Annotated in this window: 23 protein-coding genes; 14 read left to right on the top strand and 9 right to left on the bottom strand. The window is 61.7% G+C overall.

Annotation, left to right across the window (positions count from 1 at the left end; translation table 11 throughout):
• Positions 1-29 precede the first annotated feature (29 nt).
• Entirely contained in the window at positions 30-704 is a 675-nt protein-coding gene (locus tag AC13CR_RS12750) for a FadR/GntR family transcriptional regulator (RefSeq protein WP_292956158.1), read from the bottom strand.
• 28 nt (positions 705-732) lie between these two features.
• Here AC13CR_RS12750 and AC13CR_RS12745 point away from each other — a divergent pair, with 28 nt between their 5' ends.
• The 5 genes from AC13CR_RS12745 to AC13CR_RS12725 are packed head-to-tail and all read left to right on the top strand — an operon-like array spanning position 733 to position 5587.
• Entirely contained in the window at positions 733-1764 is a 1032-nt protein-coding gene (locus AC13CR_RS12745; RefSeq protein ID WP_292956161.1) for a fumarylacetoacetate hydrolase family protein, read from the top strand.
• A gap of 59 nt (positions 1765-1823) precedes the next feature.
• On the top strand, positions 1824-2852 hold the full coding sequence (locus AC13CR_RS12740; protein ID WP_482919997.1) for an ABC transporter substrate-binding protein: 1029 nt from the start codon (positions 1824-1826) through the stop codon (positions 2850-2852).
• Positions 2849-3658: an ABC transporter ATP-binding protein gene (locus tag AC13CR_RS12735; protein WP_292956167.1), complete on the top strand. Its 810-nt coding sequence runs from the start codon at positions 2849-2851 to the stop codon at positions 3656-3658. Before AC13CR_RS12740 ends, AC13CR_RS12735 begins: the two co-directional genes overlap by 4 nt.
• Positions 3655-4521: an ABC transporter permease gene (locus AC13CR_RS12730; protein WP_292956170.1), complete on the top strand. Its 867-nt coding sequence runs from the start codon at positions 3655-3657 to the stop codon at positions 4519-4521. Before AC13CR_RS12735 ends, AC13CR_RS12730 begins: the two co-directional genes overlap by 4 nt.
• Positions 4514-5587: an Ldh family oxidoreductase gene (locus AC13CR_RS12725; RefSeq protein ID WP_446235309.1), complete on the top strand. Its 1074-nt coding sequence runs from the start codon at positions 4514-4516 to the stop codon at positions 5585-5587. The genes AC13CR_RS12730 and AC13CR_RS12725 overlap by 8 nt, the downstream gene beginning before the upstream one ends.
• Positions 5588-5631: 44 nt before the next feature.
• On the opposite strand, the gene AC13CR_RS12720 is transcribed toward AC13CR_RS12725, so the two are convergent.
• Together AC13CR_RS12720 and AC13CR_RS12715 are read right to left on the bottom strand one after the other, a co-directional pair.
• The gene (locus tag AC13CR_RS12720) at positions 5632-7023 is read right to left on the bottom strand and encodes an NAD-dependent succinate-semialdehyde dehydrogenase (RefSeq protein WP_446232277.1); all 1392 of its coding nucleotides are present in this window, start codon (positions 7021-7023) and stop codon (positions 5632-5634) included.
• Between the two features lie 75 nt (positions 7024-7098).
• Positions 7099-7461 (bottom strand): hypothetical protein, encoded by a 363-nt coding sequence (locus AC13CR_RS12715; RefSeq protein WP_292956814.1) that lies wholly within the window; start codon positions 7459-7461, stop codon positions 7099-7101.
• Between the two features lie 28 nt (positions 7462-7489).
• Here AC13CR_RS12715 and AC13CR_RS12710 point away from each other — a divergent pair, with 28 nt between their 5' ends.
• Both AC13CR_RS12710 and dmeF read left to right on the top strand, forming a co-directional pair.
• Complete coding sequence (locus tag AC13CR_RS12710) at positions 7490-7699, top strand: metal-sensing transcriptional repressor (protein ID WP_446233732.1); 210 nt, start codon at positions 7490-7492, stop codon at positions 7697-7699.
• Positions 7696-8676, top strand: a complete 981-nt coding sequence (gene dmeF, locus AC13CR_RS12705) for a CDF family Co(II)/Ni(II) efflux transporter DmeF (RefSeq protein ID WP_292956179.1) — start codon at positions 7696-7698, stop codon at positions 8674-8676. Before AC13CR_RS12710 ends, dmeF begins: the two co-directional genes overlap by 4 nt.
• A 196-nt stretch (positions 8677-8872) precedes the next feature.
• Here the strand turns inward: dmeF and AC13CR_RS12700 are convergent, their stop codons facing one another.
• The 6 genes from AC13CR_RS12700 to AC13CR_RS12675 all read right to left on the bottom strand — a co-directional run bounded on the left by AC13CR_RS12700 (position 8873) and on the right by AC13CR_RS12675 (position 13537).
• Positions 8873-9787 (bottom strand): aminotransferase class IV, encoded by a 915-nt coding sequence (locus tag AC13CR_RS12700; RefSeq protein WP_414692172.1) that lies wholly within the window; start codon positions 9785-9787, stop codon positions 8873-8875.
• 40 nt (positions 9788-9827) lie between these two features.
• Positions 9828-10601, bottom strand: coding sequence for an amino acid ABC transporter ATP-binding protein (locus AC13CR_RS12695; protein WP_292956185.1), 774 nt, complete (start codon positions 10599-10601; stop codon positions 9828-9830).
• A gap of 17 nt (positions 10602-10618) precedes the next feature.
• A complete protein-coding gene (locus AC13CR_RS12690) occupies positions 10619-11284 on the bottom strand; it encodes an amino acid ABC transporter permease (RefSeq protein ID WP_293013568.1) in 666 nt (221 codons plus the stop codon).
• A 10-nt stretch (positions 11285-11294) separates the two neighbouring features.
• A complete protein-coding gene (locus AC13CR_RS12685) occupies positions 11295-11960 on the bottom strand; it encodes an amino acid ABC transporter permease (RefSeq protein ID WP_292956194.1) in 666 nt (221 codons plus the stop codon).
• 66 nt (positions 11961-12026) lie between these two features.
• A complete protein-coding gene (locus AC13CR_RS12680; protein WP_446234951.1) occupies positions 12027-12848 on the bottom strand; it encodes a transporter substrate-binding domain-containing protein in 822 nt (273 codons plus the stop codon).
• On the bottom strand, positions 12845-13537 hold the full coding sequence (locus AC13CR_RS12675; RefSeq protein WP_292978505.1) for a GntR family transcriptional regulator: 693 nt from the start codon (positions 13535-13537) through the stop codon (positions 12845-12847). The genes AC13CR_RS12680 and AC13CR_RS12675 overlap by 4 nt, the downstream gene beginning before the upstream one ends.
• A gap of 153 nt (positions 13538-13690) precedes the next feature.
• On the opposite strand from AC13CR_RS12675, the gene AC13CR_RS12670 reads away from it, so the two are divergent.
• The 7 genes from AC13CR_RS12670 to AC13CR_RS12640 all read left to right on the top strand — a co-directional run bounded on the left by AC13CR_RS12670 (position 13691) and on the right by AC13CR_RS12640 (position 21080).
• On the top strand, positions 13691-14470 hold the full coding sequence (locus AC13CR_RS12670; protein ID WP_292978507.1) for a helix-turn-helix domain-containing protein: 780 nt from the start codon (positions 13691-13693) through the stop codon (positions 14468-14470).
• Positions 14471-14495: 25 nt separating this feature from the next.
• Positions 14496-15764, top strand: coding sequence for an ABC transporter substrate-binding protein (locus AC13CR_RS12665; protein ID WP_482900844.1), 1269 nt, complete (start codon positions 14496-14498; stop codon positions 15762-15764).
• A 60-nt stretch (positions 15765-15824) separates the two neighbouring features.
• The gene (locus AC13CR_RS12660) at positions 15825-16715 is read left to right on the top strand and encodes a carbohydrate ABC transporter permease (protein WP_292956208.1); all 891 of its coding nucleotides are present in this window, start codon (positions 15825-15827) and stop codon (positions 16713-16715) included.
• Positions 16716-16719: 4 nt separating this feature from the next.
• Positions 16720-17544 (top strand): carbohydrate ABC transporter permease, encoded by an 825-nt coding sequence (locus AC13CR_RS12655; protein WP_292956210.1) that lies wholly within the window; start codon positions 16720-16722, stop codon positions 17542-17544.
• A 9-nt stretch (positions 17545-17553) separates the two neighbouring features.
• Entirely contained in the window at positions 17554-18657 is a 1104-nt protein-coding gene (locus AC13CR_RS12650; RefSeq protein ID WP_292956213.1) for an ABC transporter ATP-binding protein, read from the top strand.
• 3 nt (positions 18658-18660) lie between these two features.
• A complete protein-coding gene (locus AC13CR_RS12645; RefSeq protein ID WP_482900843.1) occupies positions 18661-20172 on the top strand; it encodes a sulfatase family protein in 1512 nt (503 codons plus the stop codon).
• A 140-nt stretch (positions 20173-20312) separates the two neighbouring features.
• Positions 20313-21080, top strand: a complete 768-nt coding sequence (locus tag AC13CR_RS12640) for an SDR family oxidoreductase (protein ID WP_292956219.1) — start codon at positions 20313-20315, stop codon at positions 21078-21080.
• Positions 21081-21189: the final 109 nt, after the last annotated feature.

The following is a 21189-nucleotide window of genomic DNA, read 5'->3' as shown; positions in this document are numbered from 1 at the left end:
TTCCAGATTGGTTACGGCATCCGGCGACCTCAGCCGTCCTCGGGGATATTGCCGGGCAAGACGCGGGAATAGACCGAACGAAGATGACGCCGCATCGCGATGGCGGCAAGTTCGCCCTGACCGGCGATGATGGCGGCGACGATTTCATCGTGTTCGCGGAAGCTGGAATAATCGGTGGCCGGCGCGCGGGTTTCGCGCGGTTGCCCCCAGACGATGGACCGGCGCACCGAGTTCAGCGTCTCGAAGAAATAGAGATACAGCTGGTTCCGGGTAGCCCGCGCGATGGCGTGGTGCAGATGGTTGTCCCATGCCTCGTATGCGCGCCAATCTTCGGCGTTCCTGCATTTTTCGGCACATAGCTTCATCTGTTCGCAGTCGGTTTTGCCGGCGTGCTGTGCGGCCAGCCGGCTCAGTTCCGGCTCGATGTTGAGCCGAACGGTCACCACCTGTTCGGGTTTGATCTGGTCGCGCAGATAGGTCACGTCCTGAAGATTGAGAACGGGTCGCGCGCCGACAAAGGTGCCTCGACCGACATGACGCCAGATACGGCCTTGCGCTTCCAGTTCGGACAAGGATTTGCGCAGTTGGTTCCGCGTCGTGCCCAGGCGCATGCACAGATCGCGTTCCGGCGGGATCCGGTCGTTGTGCCGATACCCGGCATCGTCGATCAGATCCCGAAGCCTCTTTGTCAGATCGGTGGTCATGATCTCTCCCAATTCCCTAATTGGTTGATTGATCGCTTCCGAGAGATATTCAAACATTTCCTCAAGAATGTGGCAGCGAGTCGCAGTTCTGTTCGCTCTGACGCCACATGTTATCACGAGGGAGGGATGCCGAGTGCGGCTGGCAACGATTTCCGTGGGCGAACAAGACGTCTGCGTCGCAATTCTGAAGAACGGCAAAAGGCTGGACATCGCGAAAGCCGCTCGGGGTATTTCCGGATCGGGTGCCGACGCGCTTCGGGCCGGTTCGATGCAGGGCCTCATCGAAGGCGGCGACCAAGCGGTTGCCGCGCTTGGACGTTTGGTGGCCGATGCCGAGGCCGGGAACCATGCTGACGCCCTTGCGCCGGCGAACGCGGCCTTGCTTGCACCGATACCGGCCCCGCGGAAGAACGTCTTTTGCGTCGGACGAAACTACGCGGAACACATCGCCGAGGGCGACCGCGCGCAGAAACAGGATGTGGGCGTGACCCGGCATCCGGTCTTTTTCAGCAAGCCGATCACGTCCATCGTTCCGCCAGGCGGAAACATCCTGGTTTTCCCGGACCTGTCCGAATGCATCGACTACGAGGTCGAGTTGGCCGTCGTGATCGGGACGGCCGGCCGGAACATCGCCAAGGCCGATGCCATGAATCACGTCTTCGGATACACGATCCTCAACGACATCTCTGCACGGGACATCCAGCGTCGCCACGGCGGCCAGTATTTCAAAGGCAAGGGACTGGACGGATCCTGTCCGATCGGCCCCTGGATCGAAACCGCGGACGCCATCGCCGACCCGCACGCGTTATCCATCGGGACCAGGGTCAATGGCGAGCAACGTCAGGATGGCACCACGGCCGACATGATTTTCGATATCCCGACGCTGATTGCGTCGCTGTCGGAAGGAATGACGCTGGAGCCCGGCGACATTATTGCCACCGGCACGCCATCCGGCGTCGGCTATGCCATGGAGCCGCCGCGGTTCCTCAAGGACGGCGACACGGTCGAATGCAGGATTTCGGGAATCGGCACGCTTTGCAACACCGTGCGCGCCGTATAGCGCCCGCCGCCGCAGAGGAGGCGGCGAAAGGCAGAACCATAAACGGGAGGAAAATGACCATGATCAACAGAAGAGCGTTTACCGCCTCACTGCTGGCCGCCGTTCCGGCCACGGGCTTTCTGGGCAAATCGGTGCTGGCACAGACCATGCGCGACATCACCTTCGTTCAGCCCAGCCCGTCCGCCATCAACTCTTTTCCCGTGTTCGTCGCCATCGGCGAAGGGTACTTCGCGCAAGAGGGTTTGAACGTCAACGTGGAAGCGATCAACGGGTCCGGCGCCGTGCTGCAGGCGCTTTCCGCAGGTCAGGCGCAGTTCGGACGCCCCGGTCCCGGTCCGCTGCTGGCGGCGCGGTCCCGTGGTGTGGACGCGGTGCACATCTACAACGTCGCCGCACGCAGCAACTTCGGCATCGCGGTGCAGGACGATTCCGACTTCCAGAGCATCGACCAGCTGCGCGGCAAGGTGATCGGCACCGGCACGGCCGACGGCGCCGAGGTCGGGTTTGCCCGCAACGTCATGTCCGGTGCAGGCATGACCGAGGGTCAGGACTACGACTTCCTCACCGTCGGCGACGGTGGTCCGGCGACAGCGGCCTTCCTGAACGGCGAAATCGACGCCTATTCTTCATCGACCGCCGATACCGCCATCCTCAATCAGCGTGGCATGGCCGTGCGGGATATCACCCCCGAGGAGTTCGGCCGCTTCTTCGGGAACGGCATCGCAACCATGGCCGATACTATCGCCAACGACCGCGCGCTGGTCGAAGCCTGGAGCCGCGCCTTTGCCAAGGGACATGCCTTCGCCCTCGACGATGCGAACCGCGACAAGGTTCTCGGTCATCTGGCGGACGGCAATCCGCAGGAAGGCGAGGACAAGGAATTCCAGTCCGCGCTTTTCGACGCGGTCCGCTCCAAGACGATCCCCCCCGAGGGCAGCCCGCATCTTGGCTGGTATCCGGCCGAGGTCTGGGCCGAATGGCAGGAATCGCTGATCGCGGGCGGCGAGCTGTCCAGCCCGCTTGATGATCTGGACGCCGCCTGGACGAACGAGTTCGCGAAGCTTGGAAGCGAGGCCGCGGGCGGATGAACACAGCCGTTGCACACGACTATTCCGGCGCGCCTCTTGGCGCGCCGGTCTACGAGTTGACAAAGGTCAGCAAGACCTATGCGCGCAACCGTGTGATCGCGCTTGAAGACGTCAGTCTCACCCTGCGCAAGGGCAGCTTTACCTCGATCATCGGGTCCAGCGGTTGCGGCAAGTCGACCTTGCTCAAGATCATGGCCGGGCTGATCCCGCCCACAAGGGGCCGGGTGATCCTGCAGCATCAGCCAGTGACGGGGCCCCGCCGGGACATCGGCATGATGTTCCAGCAGGCCACGCTGTTTCCGTGGAAGACCGCAGTTGAAAACATCGTCCTGCCGATCGAAATTCGCGACGGCAAGGCGGCCGCCAGGAAGGCGATGGACAAGGCCCACGAGCTTCTCGACATCGTGGGCCTCAAGGGTTTCGAGAACGTTTATCCCAACGAGCTGTCCGGCGGCATGGCGCAGCGCGCCTCGATTTGTCGGATGCTTATCACCGAACCGGCAGTCTTGCTGCTGGACGAACCGTTCAGCGCGCTGGACGAGCTGTCGCGCGACATGATGAACATGGAACTTCAGCGGATCTGTCGCGAACAGGACGCCACCGCCTTTCTTGTCACCCATTCCATTCAGGAAGCCGTCATTCTGTCCGACGACATCATCGTGATGAAACCGCGCCCCGGCCGCATCGCCGAGATCGTGACCGTCGATCTTCCCCGGCCCCGGACGCTGGACATGATGACGACGCCGAAGTTCGGCGAGATCGTCGATCACATTCGCGGCATGCTGGACAAGGGAGAGGACATGTGACCGAGTATCAGACCAATCAGCCCTCCGATGCCGAGACGGTGCAGGACACCGTCTGGGTTCAGGAAGTCGCCTTCATCGATTCGGTTCCGCGCTGGATTGCCATGACCTTCGTGTTCGTGACCTTCATCGGCACCTGGCAGTTCGTGACAAGCTTTGGCTTCGTCTCGCCGATCATCCTGCCGACCCCGATGGAAACGCTGAAGGACGTGTTGTTTGTCGGTCAGAATCTTCTGACCGCCGGCTACATGCTGGAGCCGCTCTGGATCACGATGAAGGAGGTTTTCTATGGCTTCGCGCTGGCAATCCTGATCGGGTTTTCCTTTGGCGTGCTGGTGGGCGAAACCGCGTTCGGGGAAAAGGCGGTCATGCCTTACCTGGTCGCCATCGACACGATGCCAAAGGTGGCCTTCGCGCCGCTTTTCGTTGCCTGGCTTGGATTCGGCATCGAATCCAAGGTGGCGCTGGCGGCGTTCATCGCGACCTTTCCGATTGTCGTGGGCACAGCGGCCGGGCTGCATGCTGCGGATGAAAACGCGCGCATGTTGTTCAAGACCATGGGCGCAAGCCGGATGCAGACGCTCATCAAGATGAAGCTGCCGACGGGTCTGCCGCAGATCTTCACCGGCATCAAGATCGGCGCCGTGGGCGTCATGGCCGGTGCGATCACCGGCGAATTCCTGGGCGGCGGCAAGGGATTCGGAGAACTGATCCGCGTTGCCGCCTCACAACTCAACACACCGCGCGTCTTCTCGCTGATTCTGTATCTCAGCCTCATCGGCCTGGCGCTCTATGTGATCGTGCAGTGGACCCAGCGAAAGGTGGTGTTCTGGCAGCAGGAAACCGTGGGATCCCACAATGCCTGAGGGCATGGCGATATCCGTCGAGGCGCTGGGTGATTTCGTGGCCCGCGCGCTGGGGGCGCGCGGGGTGCCCGATGCGGACGCGGCAAAGGTTGCGGATCTGATGGTCGAGGCGGATGTCTACGGCCACGGCACCCACGGCGTTTTCCGGTTGCGTCAGTATCTGGCGCGCCTGGCGGGCGGTGGATACAACCCCACACCGACGATCGCTGTCGCGCAGGAAACCGTCGCGACAGCCGTGATCGACGGTGATAACGGGCTTGGCCACCTCGCCATGGCCGCCGCCCGCGACCTGGCCATCGACAAGGCGCGCAGCGTCGGGATCGGCTGGGTCGGCGTGCGGCGCGGCAATCACGCCGGGCCGCTGGCGCTGTATGTCCGTCCTCAGGCCGAAGCCGGGATGCTGGGCATGGCCGCCGCCGTGGGCAGCGCCAACCACGTGCCGCCCCATGGGGGAACGGATCTGCTTCTCGGCACCAATCCCATCGCCTTTTCCGCCCCCGCCGCAGGCCCTGACCCGTTCGTGTTCGACATGGCGACGACGGTGGCCGCGATGGGCAAGATCAAGACCTTGCTGCAACAGGGCAGACCGATGCCTGAAGGCTGGATGGTCGGGCGCGACGGCAAGCCGCTGACCGATCCGGCCCGGAAGTCCGAAGGCTTTCTGATGCCGATCGGCGGCTCAAAGGGCTTTGGCCTGTCGGTGGCCATCGGGCTGATGGCGGGAATCATGAACGGCGCGGCCTTCGGATCGGATGTGGTCGACTTCACGAAGGACACGACCTCATCCACGAATACCGGGCAATTCGTCGTGGCGCTTGACCCGAAGGCGTTCGGCAGCGGCGATGCCTTTGCCAGACAGGCAGCCCGGGTCTTCGACGAGATGCGCGCCTCGCCCCCGCTGCCCGGACATGACCCGGTGCGGCTGCCCGGCGATGGCAAGACGGCCCTTGCCAAGGCGCGCCGCAGCCATGGCCTGACGCTCGACCGCGCGCTTTGCTGTGACCTGAACGCGCTTGCGGCCGATTGCGGATTGCCGCCGCCCTTTGCGCCGGATCGGGCGGGCTGAACCGCCGGTGACGGACCGCCTGCCCGCTTCGGCGTTATCCCGCGTCAGGCGTCCGCAGCGGCATCCATCATGTAGATCGACTTGGCATTGACGAATTCCTTCATGCCGAAGCCGCCGTGTTCGCGCCCGTAGCCCGAATTCTTCACGCCTCCGAAGGGCATGTTGGGTATGGCGAGGTTGAACCCGTTCAGAGAGATCATGCCCGTGTCGAACTGTTCGGCCGCCAGCTTGCGTGCGCGGCCCTCGTCGCGGCTGAAGATGCCGCCGCCGAGGCCGTAGCGGCTGTCATTGGCGATACGCATGGCGTCCTCGTCGTCCTCGGCCCTGATGATCGAGGCCACGGGGCCGAACAACTCGTCGTCATAGGCGGGCTGGCCGGGCTTCACGTCGACAAGCACGGTCGCGGGGTAATAGGCGCCCTTGCGGTCGGGCGTCTTGCCGCCGACCACGGCCCGTGCGCCCTTCCGGACGCTTTCATCCACCTGCGCCGCCAGCTTGTCGCGCAGATCGTTGCGTGCCAGCGGGCCTAGCCCGGTCCGGCCGTCCGTCGGGTCGCCCATCTCGATCGCCTGCATCTTCCGGGAATAGCCCTCGACGAAAGCATCGTAATTCCTTGCCGTGACGATGAACCGCTTTCCGTTCACGCAGGTCTGGCCGTTATTGTAGATCCGCGCCGCGACGCAGGCTTCCACCGCGCTGTCGATATCGGCGTCATCCAGGACGATGTAGGCGTCGTTGGATCCCAGTTCGAGAACGGATTTCTTGAGGTTCTCGGCCGCCTTCCGGGCCACGATCCGACCGGCCCCGTCGCTGCCCGTCAGCGTCACGCCGCGCACCAGATCGTTCTCGATGACCAGATCGGACTGGTCGTGATCGATCAGCAGGACCGTAAACAGGTTCTTCGGCAATCCCGCGCGCTGCATCAGATCACGCAGGAACAGCCCCGATCCGGTGCAGTTTTCGGCGTGCTTGAGAAGAACTCCGTTGCCGGCCATCAGGTTGGCGATGGCATAGCGCACCACCTGATAGCAGGGAAAGTTCCACGGCTGGATGCCGTAGATGACGCCCAGTGGCGAATAATGGACCACACCCGTGCCGCCGGGGATATCGCGTTCCTCGTCGGCCAGCGCCCTGGGGCCGTTATCGGCGGTGAACTGGCAGATCTGGGCGCAGAGGTCGATCTCGTCGCGGCTGTCGCCGATCAGCTTGCCGACCTCGCGGGTCATGAGCTGGGCAAAGTCTTCCTTGCTGTTCGCGAGTTCGTTGCCGATCGCGCGGATGGTCTCGGCCCGCTCTTCGATCGGGCGCTGCCGCCATTCGAGAAAAGCCTCGTGGCATCCGCGCACGGCGTCCTTCACCTCGTCATTGGTCATGAGGGCGTAGGTGTTCAGCGTTTCCTCTGTCGCGGGATTGATGGTGGTGATCTGGCTGGCCATGGATATCTCCGTGCTGTCCGGAAGCGTTTCTGGGCGGGCAACGCGATCGTCGTGCTCGATGTTCCTTGCGTGCAATCATATCTTGACGATCCTTCCTGGTGACATCGTCGTTCCGGATCGGTCCGATTGGCGAATGCACAGGCTGATCCGACCCCGATGACGCGGATCTGCGAAGACATCGCGGACAATCGGTGAGTTGCGCGGCATGGCGACGCGCCCCGGATTGGCCGGGCAAGCGACCGTGCGACGAAAGGGCCAGCCGCTATGGCGACAAGGATCGTCCGTGCCGCCTGCGCTGGCCGGTTCCGGCAACGACGAACGATCAATCGTGCGGTGCGTGGCGGCATCCTGGTCGGCAAGATCAACTTGCGCCCGCCCCGAATATAGGGTAGCACCCTTTCCTATGTCACACACCACCGAGAACAAATCGAAGCTCATTGCAAGGGTCCGCCGGCTGAAGGGTCAGATGGAAGCGATCGAGCGTGCGCTGGAAGCCGAAGCCTCCTGTGCCGAAATTCTGAACCTCGCCGCGTCGGTGCGCGGAGCCACCAACGGTCTCGTCGTCGAACTGCTCGAGGATCATCTGCGCAACCATATCGTCGATGCGGAAAACGAGGCGCAACGTGCCGCCGGGGCGGCGGAATTCACCGAAGTCATGAGAAGGCATCTCAGATGAGCCGCGATTTCGCACCCGTCGTTCCGCACGACCACGTATTCCTTGGCGAAAACCATGCCCGCAACGAACGCCGGACCTGGGCCGTCATCGCGCTGACAGCGACGATGATGGTTGCCGAAATCACCGCCGGGACGATCTTTGGATCGATGGCGTTGCTGGCTGACGGCTGGCACATGTCCACGCATGCCTCGGCGCTGCTGATCACGGCGCTGGCCTATCTCTATGCCCGAAGAAATGCGCGCAACCCGCGCTTTACCTTCGGCACCGGCAAGCTTGGCGATCTGGCCGCGTTCGGCAGCGCGACCGTTCTGGCCATCGTCGCTTTGCTGATCGGCTGGGAAAGCCTTGTCCGGCTGCGCAGCCCGGTTCCGATCAGTTTCGACGAGGCGATCCTGGTGGCGGCGTTGGGCCTTGTCATCAACCTGGTCAGCGCCTGGTTGCTCAAGGATGATCCCGACCATCATCATGGGCACGGACATCACCACCATGATGACCACCACCATGCGCAAACCCACAAGGACGGACATCACAGCGCAAATGCGACCGGCGTGGAACATCGCGACAACAACCTGCGCGCGGCCTATCTGCATGTCCTCGCCGATGCCCTCATTTCGGTGATGGCGATCTTCGCGCTGCTCGCGGGACGCAGCTATGGCTGGGTGTGGCTCGACCCTCTGATCGGCATCGTTGGCGCTGTTGTCATTCTTCGCTGGTCGTGGGGCCTGTTGCGCGATAGCGGTGCGGTGCTGCTGCATTATGGCGATGACGTTCTGCCGAACGAGGTCCGCGCCGCCATCGAAAACGAACGCGATGAAATAATCGACCTTCACGTCTGGCAACTGGGTCCGGGACATCACGGCGCCATCATCTCGATCCTGAGCGCGGATCCGAAGCCGGTCACGGAATACCGGAGGCGGCTGGAAAGCGTGCATGAACTCGCCCATGTCACCATCGAAGTGCATGCAAGGACTGCCTGAAATACTGGACCCGGCCCTGCATGGGCTGCGCGATGCGCCAGCAGAGCAGCGCGATCAGACGATACCAACGCGCAGGCGGCGGTCCTGACGGGCGAGCCGGCCGGTCTGTCGGAAGGCGATGGAGGTTGCGCGGCGCAGGTTTCGCCGGATCGGGGCCCGCAGCCGGGGCGGAAAGACGATCCGGCGCGGGGATCGGTCAGGCCCGGATATAGGCCTGGTAGAGATCGTTCATCCTGGCCGTCATCGGACCGGGCTTGCCCGAACCGATCGCGCGGCCATCAATACTGGAAACCGGCGTGATGCCGCCGAGCGTGCCGGTCACGAAGGCCTCGTCTGCCGCGTAGACCTCGGCCAGTGTGAAGGCCTTTTCGCGGACGACAAGGCCCGCCTCACGCCAAAGCGTGATCGCCTTCTTGCGCGTGATGCCGTTGAAGCAGGTCTGCCCGTCCGAGGTCCAGAGTTCCTGGCCCCGGATGATGAAGAAGTTGGTCGAGTTGCAGGAGGCGACGAAACCGCGATCGTCAAGCATGAGCGCCTCGTCCGCGCCCATGTTGATCGCCTGGATCAAAGCCTGAATGAAGTTGAGACGTGAGTGCGAATTGAGGCGCAGGTCGAAGACATCGGGCGTCGAACAGCGGATGGTCGAGGTCATCAGCTTGATACCGCTTGCCTTCAGTTCGGGATTGGGCTGTTTCCACTCGGCCACGATCACGATCGTTGCACCACCGACGATAAAGCGCGGATCCTGGTTCGGCGTCGACTTGCGCCCGCGCGAGATCATCAGGCGGATGTGGACGCCGTCCTCCATCTCGTTGTGCCCAAGGCATTTCCAGATTTCATCGACCAGTTCGGCCTTGCCGAAGCCGATGTCGATTTGAAGCGCGTTCGCACCTTCAAAGATGCGGTCGATGTGCTCATCGATGGCCAGCAGCCTGCCCTTGATCAGGCGGATACCTTCCCAAACGCCGTCGCCGAGCACGAACCCCGCGTCGAAGATCGAGACCTTGGCCTCGTCACGGCTGAAGAATTCGCCGTTCACATATATCTCGACGCCGTCGTTGCGCGGGTCTTTCACGTAGCTCTGGGAAGAGGAGCTGCTTTGAGGGGTCATGATCATACCTTGGTCTTGAGATGTCTGGATCGGGCGCGTTTCAGAACGCGAATTCTCCGAAGCGCCGGAGAAAGTCCCGCGTGCGCGGCTTTCGCGGGTTCTTGAGAACCTCGTCGGGGGTGCCGACCTCGTGGAAAACGCCATCGGCGAGAAAGATCACCTTGGTGGCGAAGTGGTAGGCAAAGCCAAGCTCATGCGTGACAAGCAGCATGGTCCGCCCTTCTTCGGCCAGCTTGTTGATGACGCGCAGCACCTCGCCCACAAGTTCGGGGTCGAGCGATGAGGTCGGCTCATCAAAGAGCAGGATCTCGGGCTGCATCGACAGCGCTCGGGCGATGGCGACGCGCTGCTGCTGGCCGCCGGAAAGGCGCCCGGGCCAGGCGTCGAGCTTATCCGACAGGCCGACCTTGGCCAGTTCGGCCTCGGCGATCCTGCGGGCCTCGGCTTTCGCCATGCCCTTGACCGTCACAAGTCCCTCCATGACGTTGCCCAGGACGCTCATGTGAGGAAAGAGATTGAACTGCTGAAACACCATGCCCAGCCGCTCGCGCACCTGGCAGAGCTGTTTATCGGGATAGGTGACGGTCCCTTTCCGCTCGACGCCGATGCGGGTGCCATCCAGCCAGATCTCCCCCGCGCTCAGCGTCTCCATGAAATTTATGCAGCGCAGGAAGGTGGACTTGCCCGAGCCCGAACCGCCGATGATCGCGACGCGTTCGCCCGGCTCGACGGTGAAATCGATTCCCTTGAGAACGTGATGGTCGCCGAACCGCTTGTGCAGGGCCTTGATTTCCAGAATGGGATTGCCGGTCATGCGAGTTCCTTTTCAGGTCAGTTGGACCGCGCCAGGTGCTTTTCGAGACGCCCGGCAAGGAAGGTGCCGGGATAGATCAGAACAAAGTAGATGAAGGCCACCGCCGTCAGGATCTCGAAGGGTCGATAATAGGTCGATGAGAGCAGACGTCCCTGGTACATCAGTTCGTGCACCGAGATCACCGAGGCAAGCGAGGACATCTTGGCCACCTCGATCGTCCGGTTGGTCAGGGCCGGCAGCATGCGCTTGATGACCTGCGGCAGGATTACCCGGCGCATGGCCTGGGTTCGGGACATGCCGATGGCAAGCGCGCCCTCCATCTGGCCGCGATGGATCGACCTGATGCCGCCCCGGAAAATCTCCGAGGCATAGGCCGAGGTATTCAGGATCAGTCCCAGCAGTGCCGCCGCATAGGGGGTCAGCTGCACGCCGACGAGGATCGGGAAGGCGTAGTAGAACCAGATCAGCTGGATCAGGACCGGGGTATCCCGGAAAAGCTCTACATAGACAAGACTCGTGCCGCGGATCCAGCCGCTGCGGCCCAGCCGCGCCTGCGCAAGCAGCAGGCCGCCCGCAAGGCCGATGGCGATGGACGGGATCCAGATCTGGATGGTGACCCAGAGCCCGCGCAACAGGACGATCCAGTTGTCGGTGACGATGCTGAAATCGGGAACGTAGGTCATCGCCGGGTTCTCACTGATAGGCCGTCAGCCGGGCTTCGGCGAGCCGCGCCAACTGGCTGGCGGTCAACAGCAGCACGAGGTACATCAGCGCGATGATCGTATAGACCTCGAGCGGACGGAAGGTCTCGGAGTTCACCATCATCGCCTGGTAGAGCAGGTCGGCATAGGCAAGTGTCGAGGCCAGCGCGGTGGTCTTCAACAACTCGAAGCTGCGCTCGATGAAGGGCGGAACCATGCGGGCGATGGCCTGCGGTACGATCACGCGGCGCATCAGCGCCGCATGGGTCATGCCGAGCGCGCGCCCGCCTTCCCATTGCCCGCGCTCGACGGAGACGATCCCGCCCCGGAAAACCTCGGCGTAAAATGCTCCGGACTGGGTCGACAGCGCCAGCACGGCGGCGACATAGGGATTGAGGCTGATCGAAAGCAGCACCGGCAGCGCATAGAAGAACCAGAAGAAATGAACGATCGGTGGCGTGTTGCGATAGAATTCGATGAAGGCAAGCGCCGGAATGCCCAGCCACTTGCGCGGCGAGAGACGCATCATCGCCAGGACGAGGCCGACCAGAACGCCCAGTGCGATCGAGACCGCGGCGATCTTGATCGTGTTCAACAGTCCCAGTGCGAGCATGTCGAAACGCGCCAGAACCGGGCCGAAATCCCAGGAATAATCCATGTCACGGCTTTCGCTAGATCGGATGGGGCGCGGACCTGACGCCGGGCTACAGGTCCGGGCAGAACCTTACCAGTCTTCCTTGACCAGGCCGGGAATCCCTTCGGGATCGATGTCCTTGCTGGCAAGATAGGCACGGAAAAGCTCGTCCGGCACACTGGCGGCGTAGAGATCGGCGACGGTGGCGTTCACCCAGTCGAGGAAATCGCTGCTGTCTTCCTGGCGCATCCCGGCCGAGGTGGCGACCGGGTTCACCGGCTCTGGCAGCAGCACCTTGCCCATCTTCAACCGGGAATACTGCACGACGAGGGCCGGGTGAAACTGGACGACGGCGTCCACACGGCCTGCGGCAAATGCCGCGATGGCCTCGTCGTTGGACGAGAAGCGGTTGATCCGGGCCTTTGTCATCATTTCGGTCACGTTGCGGTCCAGCGAGGTGCCGAGTGTGACGCCGATGCGCGTTTCGGGCGTGTCGAGTTCAACCCAGGTCTTCGCCGCCGAGTCCTCGCGGACCAACGCGCCCATGGCATAATAGAACAGCGGGTTTGCCGGGAATGCGAGGGCCTTCTTGCGCTCTTCCGTGGGGTCGAGCACGAACATGATGTCGAACTGGTTTGCCTGCAATCCCGCGACGGCATTGGCCCAGGAGGTCTCGACCGGGATCATCGTCACGCCAAGCTTGTCGGCCATCCGCCTGCCCATGGCGACACCAACACCTGTCCATTGCTCTGACATCGGATCCTTGTAGAACCAGGGCTCGGCGGAGGCGACGCCGATACGCAGCTCGCCCGATTCCTTGACCTGTGCCATGGTACCGCTGTCCTGTGCCCGGGCCATCGGGGCGAGGGTCAATGCAACCGTGGCGGCGAGAATAAGCAGACGTCTTTTCATTTCTCTCTCCTGTTGGATTTGGCCTTCACCGCTTCAATCGAGAAGACGAAGGCCATGGTCTTGTCCAGCCCGCGGCGCATGTGGTCGCGGATCTCTTCCTTCATCCGCTCGCGGCTGTCTCCCAGAGCGAAGCGGACATAGTCGTCGTGGCTTTCCCGTTTCGGGCCGGTGATGCCGTGGGCACGGTGATGCGCCGCCCAGTAGAGCTGCAGACGAGCGCGGATACCGCTCCAGCTCGACAACAGGATGCCGTTGCCGCAAACCTCGTAGGCAAGGCCGTGAAGGTCCAGTTCAGCGTCGATGGAGCGGATGTCATCGCGCGCGTCGATCGCCTTGAGCAGCGCCGCGTGCCGCACCATGAGGGATTGCCGGAAAGCTTCGTCCCTGCGTTCCCAGATTTGTTCGAAGGCGAAGACCTCGAGGCAGATCCGCATGGAATAGATATCCTCGATATCCGTCGAGGTCAGTTGCAGGACGCGCGTGCCGGTGTAGGGAACGGTCACGAGAAGACCCTCATCGACAAGATGCCGCATCGCCTCTCGCATGGGTCCGCGGCTTACCCCGAAACGCAGGGCCAGGGCAGTCTCGGTCACCGGCTCGCCGGGCTCGAATTCTCCCGAAAGGATCGCACCGCGCAACAGACTGGCAAGCTGGGCGCCCATCGTTTCGCGCTTGATCAACCCGGTCATCAGAAATCTTTCCGCCGCTTCCTAATGTAGATTGTCTACAATGATGCGTTAGCCCATGCAAGCATTCCTCGGGGGTCCATTGCTTGTGTTCCGGCGAGGTCGATTGACTTATCTCAAAAAAGGGAATAAAAATTCCCAAAACAGGGAATACTGATGAGCGAAAACCTCAACCGAACGTTGATCTTGCTGGAACATCTGTCGGCCGCAAAACGGTCAGGCGTGACGGTTGCGCAATTGATCGAACAAACCGGTCTGGCCAGTTCGACCGTCTATCGCATTGCCCAGGAGCTAGAGACGCTGGGCTATGTGCTGAAATCCAGCGATCGCCGCCTGTTTCCGAAATTCCAGTTCGAGCAGGGCATGAGCTTCGGCGGCATCGAGATCGGCCATCTGTCCGCGGCATGTCAGAGCGTCAGCGCCGATCTGGTCGCCGCATCCGAATTCATCGCCCTGCGCAAGGAAACGCTGTTCTGGCACGTCGCCGAGGCCCATCCCATGCAGTCCATCCGGCTGCGCGCCGGGGTCGGATTCGTGCGCGCCACCTATGAACTGGACTGCATAACGCGGATGGCTCTTGCGCATAGGCAACGGGCCGAGGTTGAGGCGAACTGGGACGTCACCGGTTTTTACGAGGTCGGTGTTTCCGGCAGAAAGGTGCCGTGGGACGAAGCGCAAGAGAAAATCTTCACAGTCGATACGGCGGACATGCAGTTCGATCTGATGGGCAATGCCAAGGGCGTCCGGCGTTTTTGCGTGGCCATCCATGGTGAGCAGGGGGAATTCGCCGGATTGTTGACCGCCGCAGAGGCGGCGACGCCCGTCCGTGACGTTGACGCGCATGTGGCAAAGGTCCAGCGGGTTCTGATGGGCGCGAAATCTGCTGTCGAGAACGGCACCGACACGTCGAGACCGAAGCAGATGCAACAGGTCTAGCCAAACGATAGTCAGGGAGGAAATCATGAAATTCGCAATGAAGGGTGCAGTCGCCGTGGCGACTGCGCTGACCTTGATCGCGCCGCTTGCGGCCGGGGCGCAGGAGCTGGTCATGTCGATCGGGTCGCGCGGCTATGGCGGCATGATGGAACGCAATATCGAGGCATTCGAGGCCGCCAATCCCGGCACCTCCGTCGAATGGCTGAAAGTGTCGGACGTCCCGGGCGACAGCCGCAAGCTTTATGTGACGGGCCTGACCGCGAAAAGCCCGACACCGGACGTGTTCGCGATCGACGTCATCTGGGCGGGTGAATTCGCGCAGCGCGGCTGGCTTGAACCGCTGAACAACTATCTGGGAAAGGACGCGATTGCGGCATACAACCCGTCTTTCCTGTCCGCCGCCACGATCGACGGCACGGTGTTTGCCGCCCCGCTTTATGTCGATGGCACCCATCTTTTCTACCGATCCGACCTGCTGGAGAAATACGGAATTGCGGTGCCGAAGACCTGGGAAGAGGTCATCGCGGCGTCCAAGACCGTCATGGAAGGCGAAGGCAATCCGCAGCTTTACGGCTTTGTGTCCATGTGGGCCAAGATCGAGGGGCTGTTCATGAACTGGCTTTCGTTCACGGGCGGCAACGGCGCGACCTTCTTTGATGCTGATGGCGAGGTCGCCGTCAACTCGCCCGAATCCATCGCCGCGACCCAGACCATGGTCGACATGATCTACAAGGACAGGATCGTTCCGGATTCGATCCTGACGATGAAGCCCGACGATGCCCGGACGCTGTTCCAGCAAGGTCGCGCGGTGTTCCTGATGGTGCAGGATTTCGTCTATGCACCGCTGAGCGCCGCTGACAGCCCCGTGGCCGACAAGTTCGATTTCACCCGCAACCCCTACTTCGAGGGGCATCCCGACGCTAAATCCACGGCGATGGGCGGTTGGCTTCTGGCAGTCAACGCAAATTCCGAAAACAAGGAAGCCGCGGCGAAGCTGGTGGAATACTTCACTTCCTACGACGCGCAATTGGCCGCAGCACTTGACGAAAACCGGGCGCCGGGCCGAACCGACGTTTACGACGCGCCGGAAATGGCGGATGCGACTTTGCTCAAGAAGCTGGGCGATGATTACGCGGTCGGCGTCGTGCGTCCATCCGCATCGACGGGCAATCTCTACCCGCGCGTATCCGAGGTGATGCAGACCGAAATCACCAACGCGCTGCACCGCGAGAAAACGGTGGAGCAGGCTTTGAATGACGCCGCCGCCGAGATCAATTCCATCCTGGGCAAGTAGGTCACCGACCCTGCGCGTCTGCCTTGCCGCGCGGGGCCTTTCAAAAGAAATGGGCCGGACATGAACCGCACCATGAATCTGGAACAGCGCACGGCGCTGACCGGGATCGGCTTTGTCACGCCAACCGTGATCGTCATCGCGCTGATCCTGATCTATCCGATCATCCAGTCGGTCGTGCTGAGCTTCGGGCAATCCAGCATCGACGGATCGGAACCCTACCGGTTCGTCGGCCTCAGGCACTATGCCACGTTGATGGGTGACGGGCGGTTCTGGAACGCGCTTGCGGTCACCTTCACCTTTACCGCACTGTCCATTCCCTTGGAACTGGCATTGGGAATCGGCCTGGCCTTGCTGATGAACGAAAGTTTCAGGGGCAAGGGGCTGGCGCGGCTGGCGGTCCTGTTTCCCTGGGCACTGCCGACGGCGCTGAATGCGCTGATCTGGCGCTGGATGTACAATTCCGATTACGGGCTGTTCAACGCGGTGGCGCTGCAAAGCGGGCTTGCGGACCGGCCGATCAACTTCCTGGGCGATACCTCGCTGGCGATGGCATCGATGGTGGTCGTGGCCGTATGGAAGACCAGCTCTTTCATGGCGCTCATTATTCTTGCGGGCCTGCAATCCATCCCCCGCGACCTGTTCGAGGCGGGCCGTATGGACGGCATGACCAAATGGCAGGAATTCACCCAGATCACCCTGCCACTGTTGAAAGGGCCTATCCTCGTGGCCCTCATCATCCGGTCGATGGACGCGCTGCGCACCTTCGAGCTGCCCTTCAACCTGACCGATGGCGGGCCGGTGAACGCGACCGAAAGCCTGTCGCTCTACGCCTACAAGGCGATCTTCGATTTCCTGGATTTCAACTTTGGCGCGGCAGTCGTGGTGGTGCAGTTCCTCGTGATCTTCGCGATGAGCCTGATCTACGTCTTTGCCCTTCGAAACAAGGATTGAGCCGATGCAAAAACGACCGCGCTATGGCCTTTATGCAATCGTCGCGCTTTCGGTCTTGATCTCGTTCTTTCCGATCGTCTGGCTGATCCTGACATCGTTCAAGAACACCGCCGGAATCTATGCCTGGCCGCCGCAATACTGGCCCGATCCCTTCACATTCGAGAATTACGTCTCGATCTTCACCAATTCGCCGGAATTGCTGCGCTATATCCTGAACAGCTTTATCGTCGGGGTCGGCGCCACGGCGGTCACGCTGTTATTGGGTGGGATGGCGGCCTATGCGCTGTCGCGGCTGGGCCTGCGCTTTGCAGGAGTGCTGATGGTCGCCATCCTCGCGGTGTCGATGTTTCCACCGGTGTCGCTGCTGCCGTCGCTGTTTCAGAACTTCCTGAACTTCGGGCTGTTGAACACCTATACCGGCCTTGTCCTGGCCCATGCGGGCCTGTTCCTTCCCTTCACCGTCTGGATGCTGGCCAGCTACTTCGCCACCCTGCCGGTGGAGATCGAAGAGGCCGCGCGCATGGATGGCATGGGCTTCCTGCGGATATTCCTGACAATCGTGCTGCCCCTGTCGTGGCCGGGATTTGTGGCCACCGGACTGATTGTCTTCATCTTTTCGTGGAACGAATTTCCGCTGGCCCTGGTCCTGATGACGCAGAATGCCATGCGCACGGCCCCGGTGGGCATCTCGCTTTATCCCGGCGAATACGCCTTTCCGTGGGAGACGATCTCGACGGCGACCGTTCTGGCCATCATCCCGGTTCTGGTCATCACCGCAATATTCCAGAAACAGATTGTCGGCGGCCTGACCGCTGGCGCGGGCAAATGAGGCTGTGACATGGCAAGCGTGACCCTGAACCAGATCGGCAAATCCTATGGCGCCGTCGTGGCGGTCAAGCAGTTTGACCTGGAGATTGCCGATGGTGAATTCCTGGTTCTGCTGGGGCCATCCGGATGCGGGAAATCGACCACGCTGCGGATGATTGCCGGGCTGGAAAGCATCACCCATGGCGATCTTTTGATCGGCGGCAAGCGGGTGAACGACACCGACCCCAAGGATCGCGGTGTCGCGATGGTCTTTCAGAACTACGCGCTCTATCCACATAAATCCGTGTTCGACAACATGGCGATGGCCCTGAAGCTTCAAAAGACGCCCAGGGCCGAGATTGCCGAGCGGGTCAACGCCGTCGCCGACATGCTGGGCCTGACCCCCTATCTCGAACGGAAACCCGCCGCCCTGTCCGGTGGTCAACGCCAGCGCGTCGCCATCGGCCGCGCGATCGTCCGCACGCCGGACGTGTTCCTGTTCGATGAACCGCTGTCCAACCTTGACGCGAAGCTGCGGGTCAAGATGCGGATGGAACTGCAAGAACTGCATGACCGGCTGGGCGTCACCTCGGTCTACGTCACCCATGATCAGGTCGAGGCCATGACGCTGGCCGACCGCATCGTCATTCTGAATGGCGGCACGGTTGCACAGATCGGCACCCCGCGCGAGGTCTATGACCATCCGGCAACGGAGTTCGTCGCAGGGTTTATCGGCAGCCCGGCGATGAATTTCATGCCGGCCGCCCGGGCGGGCGATCATTGGCGGATCGAGGGTTCCGATCTTGTCCTGCCCGATGCCATCGGGCTGAACGCTACGGATCCCGCCCTGACGCTTGGTGTGCGCCCCGAACATCTGGAGGTGTTTGCCCCCGAAAACGCCCCCTCCGGTCCCTGGGTGTTCGACGCAAGGGTCAAGCTGGCCGAGCTGTTGGGTGCCGACGCCCTGTTGAACCTGTCGGTCATGGGCCAGCCCATGCTGGCCCGCGTCGGCGGCACTGATTTCCCCCTGGCGGGCGGCCGCGTGCGCGTTCGCATCGATCCGGAACGGCTGCATGCGTTTCACCCGGAAACCGGCCTGGCGGTTACCTCTCGCAGCCCATCATCAGGACAATAGACCATGGTCAAACGCCCCAATATCCTGTTCATCATGGCCGACGATCACGCCTCGAAGGCGATCGGTTGCTATGGCCACGGCATCAATCGTACTCCCAACCTTGATCGCATCGCTGCCGAGGGTATGCGGCTGAACCATTGCTATGTGACGAATTCGATTTGCACACCCAGCCGTGCCGCGATCCTGACCGGCACCTATAATCACGTCAACAATGTCACCACGCTGGACACCCCGATCAACAGCCGCGGGCCCAACGTCGCCAAACATCTGCGTGCGACAGGCTATCAGACCGCGCTGATCGGCAAATGGCATCTGGGAGAGGGCAAGGCCCATGAACCCAGCGGCTTCGATTTCTGGTCGGTCCTGCCGGGTCAGGGCGAATATTTCGATCCCTATATGATCGAGATGGGCCGGGAAATCGAGGTGCCCGGCTACGCCACCGATATCATCACCGACAAGAGCCTCGACTGGCTGAAATCCTGCGATCCGGACAAGCCATTCTTTCTGATGTGTCACCACAAGGCGCCTCATCGCGAATGGGAGCCGCATCCGAAAAACCGCGGCCTTTATCCCGATGACATCAGGGTGCCGGAAAGCTTTGACGATGATTATCGCAACCGCGCCCGCGCGGCGGCCGAGGCGAAGATGCGGATCAAGGACGATATGAAATATATCGACCTGGGGCTGGTGCAGCCCGAAGGTGGTGCCGAGGTCGGCGAACGGGTGAAGCCCGGCGACAGCAACCGGAAAATTCCGAACCCTGACGATGTGACCGCAATGCGCCTGATCGATCGGGATACGGGCGAAATCTTCAGCTTCGCCACTCGGCAGGAACTGCACCATTTCAAATATCAACGCTATCTGAAGCGCTATCTGCGCACCATCCAGTCAGTGGATGAAAGCGTCGGCCGCTTGCTGGACTGGCTCGACGAAACCGGGCAGGCCGACAATACGATCGTCATCTATACCTCGGATCAGGGGTTCTTTCTTGGCGAACACGGCTGGTTCGACAAGCGCTTCATGTACGAGGAATCATTTCAGATGCCTTTCCTGATCCGCTATCCGGCGGCGATCCCGGCAGGGCGCATTTGCGACGATATCATCTGCAACGTCGATTTCGCCCCGACATTCCTTGATTTTGCAGGCCAGGTGATTCCGAACTACATGCAGGGACGTTCGGCACGTCAGGTGCTTGAGGGCAATACGCCCGCCGATTGGCCGCAAATTGCCTATCACCGCTACTGGATGCATCGTGACCCCGATCACAATGCCTATTCGCATTATGGTGTGCGCGATCAGCGCTACAAGCTGATATATTGGTATAACGAGGGCTATGAGCTGCCCGGCACGAACCACGGCGGCGAAGACCGAGAATGGGAATTGTTCGACTGCGAAAACGACCCGCTGGAGCTGTTCAACGTGATCGGCGATCCGGCATATGCCGATATTCGTCTGACGCTACTGGCGCAGCTGGATGCAAAAATGGCCGAGATCGGCGACGATCCGGAACATTAGCGCCGCGGACGGAATGACCTCGCGCCATCGATCGCGCACAGAACGCGGCGGCTGCCTGCACCTCTGGTGACGGAGCGCACCGCGGCGAAACAATTAGCGTCAGCGATGACGAATGAAACGGCCACGCATCGGGAGAAAAGATGAGTATTTCGCTGTTTGATCTGAACGGAAAATGCGCGTTGATTACCGGCTCGTCGCAGGGTATCGGCCGGGCCCTGGCTTCGGGCCTCGCTGCGGCAGGGGCCGAGATCGTCCTCAACGGCCGTGATGAGACCAGGCTGTCCCAAGTTGCGAAAGATCTGCGTGGCACCGGGGTGACCGTTCACGAACTGGCCTTCGACGTGACAGATCACGCCGCCGCCCGACGCGCCGTCGACAGTTTCGAAAAGGCCACCGGCGCCATCGATATTCTCATCAACAATGCCGGGATGCAGCATCGCCGGCCGCTGGAAGATTTCCCCCCCGATGCTTTCGAAAAGCTTCTCCAGACCAATATCGCCAGCGTCTTCAATGTGGGACAGGCCTGCGCGCGCCACATGATCGGGCGCCGCGCGGGCAAGATCGTCAATATCTGCTCGGTGCAGACCGCGCTTGCGCGACCTGGAATCGCGCCCTACACCGCCACCAAAGGCGCCGTGGCCAGCTTGACCAGGGGCATGGCGACGGACTGGGGCAAATACGGCCTGCAGATCAACGGCCTCGCACCGGGTTATTTCGCGACGCCACTGAACCAGGCGCTTGTGGACGATCCGGATTTCACCGCTTGGCTGGAAAATCGGACTCCGGCCGGCCGCTGGGGCAAGGTCGAGGAACTTGTGGGCGCGGCGATCTTCCTGTCGTCGCAAGCCTCCTCCTTTGTCAACGGCACGACGGTATACGTCGACGGCGGCATAACCGCGTGCTTGTGAGCCATGGTATATGAAATCTGTTTCCCGAGCATGGAAATCATCCGCCCTGCATGAGGGCTTCGTCTGGAAAGAGAATGCCGACCATCCGTCGATCCGCGTCCTTGAAGGC

Source organism: Paracoccus sp. L-17, from assembly GCF_056857655.1.
Note: the sequence above shows the minus strand (reverse complement) of the source record. Positions and strands in the feature narration are given on the sequence as shown.